General features: G+C 73.7%; 6 protein-coding genes. 3 read left to right on the top strand and 3 right to left on the bottom strand.

Going from position 1 to position 5,403, the window contains the following annotated elements:
- Positions 1 to 905 (top strand): DMT family transporter (locus CCN51_RS41565; protein WP_086860755.1); only part of this gene is annotated, 905 nt, incomplete at its 5' end.
- 13 nt (positions 906 to 918) lie between these two features.
- Here CCN51_RS41565 and CCN51_RS41560 read toward each other — a convergent pair.
- Complete coding sequence (locus tag CCN51_RS41560; protein WP_014181323.1) at positions 919 to 2,250, bottom strand: aminotransferase class I/II-fold pyridoxal phosphate-dependent enzyme; 1,332 nt, start codon at positions 2,248 to 2,250, stop codon at positions 919 to 921.
- Between the two features lie 36 nt (positions 2,251 to 2,286).
- On the opposite strand from CCN51_RS41560, the gene CCN51_RS41555 reads away from it, so the two are divergent.
- The gene (locus CCN51_RS41555) at positions 2,287 to 2,964 is read left to right on the top strand and encodes a pyridoxamine 5'-phosphate oxidase family protein (RefSeq protein ID WP_014181322.1); all 678 of its coding nucleotides are present in this window, start codon (positions 2,287 to 2,289) and stop codon (positions 2,962 to 2,964) included.
- A gap of 59 nt (positions 2,965 to 3,023) precedes the next feature.
- Here CCN51_RS41555 and CCN51_RS41550 read toward each other — a convergent pair whose 3' ends face one another.
- Complete coding sequence (locus CCN51_RS41550) at positions 3,024 to 4,064, bottom strand: EamA family transporter (protein ID WP_014181321.1); 1,041 nt, start codon at positions 4,062 to 4,064, stop codon at positions 3,024 to 3,026.
- Positions 4,065 to 4,095: 31 nt separating this feature from the next.
- Complete coding sequence (locus CCN51_RS41545) at positions 4,096 to 4,680, bottom strand: Clp protease N-terminal domain-containing protein (RefSeq protein WP_078610752.1); 585 nt, start codon at positions 4,678 to 4,680, stop codon at positions 4,096 to 4,098.
- A 273-nt stretch (positions 4,681 to 4,953) separates the two neighbouring features.
- Here CCN51_RS41545 and CCN51_RS41540 point away from each other — a divergent pair, with 273 nt between their 5' ends.
- The gene (locus tag CCN51_RS41540) at positions 4,954 to 5,382 is read left to right on the top strand and encodes a type II toxin-antitoxin system Rv0910 family toxin (RefSeq protein WP_014181319.1); all 429 of its coding nucleotides are present in this window, start codon (positions 4,954 to 4,956) and stop codon (positions 5,380 to 5,382) included.
- Positions 5,383 to 5,403: the final 21 nt, after the last annotated feature.

The raw sequence follows: 5,403 nt of genomic DNA, 5'->3' as shown, positions 1-5,403 counted from the left end.
CCCCCACCCGCCGCCCGCTCCTGGACTGGCGGATCCGGTTCGGCGCGCTCGCCCTGATCTGGGGCTTCAGCTTTGTGTTCATCAAGGTCGGCACCGAGGCGTTCGCTCCGCTGTACGTCACACTGGGGCGCATGCTGTTCGGCACCGCCGTCCTGGTCGCGGTCCTGGTGGCGAAGCGGGAGCGGCTGCCGCGTGGCGCCCGGGCCTGGGGCCATCTGGCCGTGGCGGCCTTCTTCCTCAACGCCCTGCCGTTCTCGCTGTTCGCGTACGCCGAGCTGACCATCCCGTCCACCCTGGCCGGCATCTGCAACGCGACCTCGCCGCTGTGGGGCATGGTGCTCGCCGTGGCGGCGGCCTCCGACGACCGGCCGACCCGGCAGCGCGTCGCGGGCCTGGGCATCGGCTTCGCCGGCGTGTTGGTCGTGCTCGGCGTCTGGCAGGGCTTCTCCGGTCAGGACCCGGCGGGCACCGCGATGGCGCTGGCCGCCTCGCTCAGCTACGCGGTCGGCTGGCAGTACGTCCGGCGTACGCTCAGCGGCTCCGGCCACTCCCACCTCGCGATGTCGGGCGCCCAACTGCTGATGGGCACGGCCCAACTGGCGGTCGTGGCCCCGCTGTTCGCCCCGGCCCCGGGCTCCTTCCCGGTGCTGCCGCTGCTGTCGGTGGTGGCGCTGGGCGCGCTCGGCACCGGCTTCGCCTTCCTGGTGCAGTACGGCCTGGTCGAGGAGGTCGGCCCGACCACCGCCATGATGGTGACGTACTTCGTCCCGGTCATCGCGACCGCGGCGGGCGTGGCGATCCTCGGCGAACACCTCACCTGGAACACTCCGGTCGGGGCACTGATCGTGCTCGCGGGCGCGGCGCTGACGCAGACACGGCCGCGCGCCAGGGCCCCTCGGGACTGAGCCTGTTACCCCCTCAGCCATAGCGCCCCGCCGGGGCCGGCCCCGTCGCCGACGCGAACGCGTCCGCGACGGGGCCGATGTCGTCCATGCCCAGCGAGGACACGGTCAGCCGCACCCCGGGCGGCGAGGCGATCCTGAACCGGGCCCCGGGCGCGACCGCCCAGCCGGACTGCAGGAGCCGGGCGACGGCGCCGGTCTCGTCGGGGACCGGCACCCATACGTTCATCCCGCTGCGGCCGTGGGCGGCGATCCCGCGCTCGCGCAGCGCCCGCACCAGCGCGTCGCGCCGACGGCCGTACGAGGCGGCCACCGCCGCGATGTCCACCGCGCCGGTGTGCCACAGCCGCACCAGCGCGTCCTGCAGCAGATGGCTGACCCAGCCGGGGCCCAGCCGCTGCCTTCCGCGCACCCGGTCCACGGTGACCGTGTCGCCGGTCAGCACGGCGACCCGCAGATCGGGCCCGTACGCCTTGGCGGCGGAGCGGACCAGCGCCCAGTGCTCCGTACCGCCCGCCAGCGGATGGAGCGGCAGGTCCACGATGCCGTGCCCGTGGTCGTCCTCGATCAGCAGCGTTCGCGGGTGTCGGTCCAGGGCCGTACGCAGCGCGCGGGCGCGCTCGGCGCTCACCGACCCGCCGGTCGGATTCTGTGCCCGGCAGGTGACGATCAGCGCCCGCGCCCCCTTGCGCAGCGCCTCCTCGACCCGCTCCGGCAGCGGCCCGTCGTCGTCGACCGCGACGGGGACGGTGCGCAGCCCCAGCGCCGGGACCAGGTCGAGCACACTGCCCCAGCCCGGATCCTCGACCGCGACCGCGTCGCCGGGTTTGAGATGGGCGGCGAGCACGCGCTCGATCGCGTCCAGCGAGCCGGAGGTGACGGCGACCGGGCCGTCCGGCACCCCGTCCGCGTCGAGGGCGGCCCGGGCCACCCGGGCGAGCTCCGGGGACACCTCGGGCGTGCCGTACAGCGCCGGGCGTTCGGCGTTGCGCGCGGCGGCCGCGGCCAGCGCCGCGCCGAGCGGCGGCAGCAGGGCGGGGTCGGGGTTGCCGTCCCCGAGGTCGCGCACGCCCTCCGGGGCCTCGACGCGGAGCAGGTCACGGGAGGTGGTGGCGGGGCGCGGGCGCACCCGGCTCCCCTTACGGCCCGCGGTCTCGATCACTCCCCGGTCCCGCAGCGAGCGATAGGCGGCCGCGACGGTATTGGGATTGACCCCCAGCTGGGCCGCCAACTCCCGCATGGGCGGCAGCAGTTGGCCGGGGGCCAGGTCACCGGCGCCGACCGCGCGCTCGACACTCGCGGCGATCTCAGCTGCGCCGCGCCCTTCGATCCGATACTCTCCTAGCACAAAAGACATTTTGTACTAGTTCAAAGGAGTTGGCAAATGACCGCCGAGAGCACCACCCCGGACGCCTACCAGCCGACCGACCGGACGGTGCCCACCCGGTCCCGCGAGCGCGCCTCGTACGACCGGGAGCTGGTGCACTCGATACTCGACGAGGGCTACGTCTGCCATCTGGGCTTTGTGCGCGACGGCGGCCCGGTCGTCCTGCCGACGCTGTACGCGCGGGTGGGCGAGCGGCTGTATGTGCACGGCTCGACCGGCTCCCGCCCGCTGCGGATGGCGAGCGGCGCGGAGGACCCGGGCATGCCGGTGTGCCTGACCGTCACCCATGTCGACGGGCTGGTCCTGGCCCGCTCCGCCTTCCACCACTCCATCAACTACCGCTCGGTGGTGGTGCACGGCGCCGCCCGCCAGGTGACCGACGGCGCCGAGCGCGCCGCGGCCCTCGACGCCCTGGTCGACCACGTCGTGCCCGGCCGGGCCGCCGACTCCCGGCCGGCCAACGCCAAGGAACTGGCCGCCACCGCCGTACTCCGCCTGGACCTCGCCGAGGTGTCCGCGAAGATCCGCACCGGCGGCCCGAACGACGAGCCCGAGGACCTGGCGCTCCCGCACTGGAGCGGGGTGCTGCCGGTGGCGCGGACGTACGGCACGCCGGTGCCCTCCGACGACCTGACGGCCGACACGCCGGTGCCCGCCTACCTCACCCGCCTCTGACCGAGCCGGACACGCCCGACCCTCACGAGGCGACCCGCCCGTGCCGGCCTCTCAGCCGGTCAGCGGGCGGGCGACGAGTCAGGCGCCCGGTCGGCGCCGTCGGCCACGACGGCCGCATCCGCCTCTTTCCTGGCGGAGAGCGTCCCCGACCCGGCCACCGGCCCGGCCGCGGCCGCCTTCGGCGCCGAGGTCTGCGCGATAAACGCCCCGAACAGCACCACCGCGCCCCCGGCGATCTGCGGCGGCGACAGATGCTCGTCCAGCAGCACCCAGGCCAGTACGGTCGCCACCACCGCCTCCAGACAGGCGACCACCCCGGCCACCTGCGGCGACAGCCGGCGCACCGAGACAACCCCGGTGAGATAGGCGACGACCGTCGCGACCAGGACGATCCATCCGAGCAGCAGCACGGCGGGCACCCGCGCGCCCGCCAGGTCGGCCCGGCCGGCCAGCACCGCCCAGTCCAGATTCCAGGGGCGCGCCACGACGGTCAGCGCCAGCGCGCCGACGATCAGACCGTACGCGATGACGCCCAGCGGATCCGCGGCGTTCTCGCCGTCGCTGCCGTGGTCGGACAGGACGAAGTAGCCGACCTGGCAGCCCGCGGCGGCCAGGGCGAGCAGCAGCCCCACGGCGTCGAAGCTCAGCCCCGACCACACCTCGACCACACAGGCCAGTCCGCCGACCGCGAGTACAACCCCCACCGCTGCGGCACCGCTCACCGGCCGCCGCTGGACGAACCGCACCCAGCCCAGGACCAGGGCGGGGGCCAGATATTCGACGAGGAGCGCGACCCCGACCGGAATGCGCGAGATCGCGGCGAAGTAGCACGCCTGCACCCCGGCGACGGCCAGCAGGCCGAACCCCACCAGCAGGGCGGGGCGTTTGGCGGGCAGATCGCGGTGGTTCCAGGCGACCGGGAGCATGACCAAGGCGGCGCCGACCACTCGAAGCCAGGTGACGTGGAGGGGTTCGAGACCCGCCTCGATCAGCGGTTTGGCGGCCACCCCGGACCCGCCGAAAGCGAGTGCCGAGGTGAGCGCCAGCCCCAGCCCCGCGCTTCTCGTCCCTCCCGGACCCTGCCCCTGAGTGTTGTGCATCGGATCATCATGTCAGCTCACGACAGGACCGTCACGTCGTTGACTGCTGGCGCAATTCCCCGTCCAGGGCCGCGACCAGCAGTTCCGTATCGACGCCTGCCCGCCGCAGTACCTCCACGGCGCGGCACTCCGGGTCGCCGGCGAGGGCGGCCAGGAGGTCGGGCCCGTCGGCCCGCAGTGCACCGCGGGCCCGGGCCCGGGCGGTCGCGGCGCCCATGGCCGCCACGGCGGCGGGCGACCAGCCGGACATGCCGACGCCCTGGACACCCCGGATGCCCTGAACACCCTGGACGCCCTGGACGCCCTGGATTCCGCGCAGGTCCCGGGGGCGCACCCGGCTCCGCGCGCCGGAGTCCTCGACCGAACCGCTCCACTGGACGCCGTAGCCGATGGCGCGCTGTGCCAGATAGCCGAGCAGCCGCGCGACCTGGGGCGCGCCACCCGCGAACGCGGCGCGCGCCCGAGGGTCCAACTCGAGGAGGGTGTGCAGCAGATGGGCCGTGTCGATCTGCCGGTCGCCGTCACGGAAGGCCCGTCGGCGCGCCCCCGCGACCACGGCGTCCAGCTCCTCGCCGAGTCGGCCCTCATCACCAGCGCCGGAGGTACTTTTTCGCACGCTCTCACCCCATCAGTCCCCGGAGTCCGGAGCATCCCCGCCGGGGAGCATGTGGCTCTCCCACGATAGTTGGGCATTGACGGCCGTATCTCCTCCTCACGGAGGAGTCCGGGAACTGACGGTTCATCAGTATTGAATGTTCGAGGCGCCAGGGCTACGTTGCGCGACACCGCTGAGGCACCCGAGCCACAGCGCCCGACCTGGGCGAGCCAAGCCGGTCGAAGTGATCCGAGCAAACCAAGCGTCGCGGAACTCCGCGGAAGGGGTGGCCCCATGGCCGAGGTCAGCGTCCAGGCGCGTATCGAGGCACCGGCCGAGAAGGTGTGGACCCAGCTGACGGACTTCACCTCGTGGGTCCAGTGGAACGTGACGCACACCGGCTTCCCGGAGGGCGGCCCCACCACACTCGAGGTGGGCGCCACGTATCAGGAGAACATGAAGCTGATGGGCTTTCCGGCGGAGGTGATCTGGACCATCGAGGCCAGTGAGCCCGTCCAGGTGTTCGCCACCCGGGGCAAGGGCCCGATGGGGGTGAACCTCGCCATGCGCTATGCGCTGACGCCGGAGGGCGAGGCCACGACGGTCCGCGTCGACGGCGAGTTCACCGGCCCCGCGGTCTCGCTGATGGCCGGGAAGCTCAAGGACTCGGCGAGCGCCGCCCTCAACGAGTCGCTGCGCAAGCTCGGCGGACTGGTCGCCTGAGCCTCCCCCGCCCGCTCAGCC

Origin of the sequence: Streptomyces milbemycinicus (genome assembly GCF_002154605.1) — a bacterium.
GTDB lineage: Bacteria > Actinomycetota > Actinomycetes > Streptomycetales > Streptomycetaceae > Streptomyces > Streptomyces milbemycinicus.
Note: the sequence above shows the minus strand (reverse complement) of the source record. Positions and strands in the feature narration are given on the sequence as shown.

Bases quoted from the DNA above. Each gene is read 5' to 3' on its own strand.
- CCN51_RS41555 (WP_014181322.1), top strand. From the start codon at position 2,287: ATGACCGCCGAGAGCACCACCCCGGACGCCTACCAGCCGACCGACCGG.
- CCN51_RS41550 (WP_014181321.1), bottom strand. From the start codon at position 4,064: ATGCACAACACTCAGGGGCAGGGTCCGGGAGGGACGAGAAGCGCGGGG.
- CCN51_RS41540 (WP_014181319.1), top strand. From the start codon at position 4,954: ATGGCCGAGGTCAGCGTCCAGGCGCGTATCGAGGCACCGGCCGAGAAG.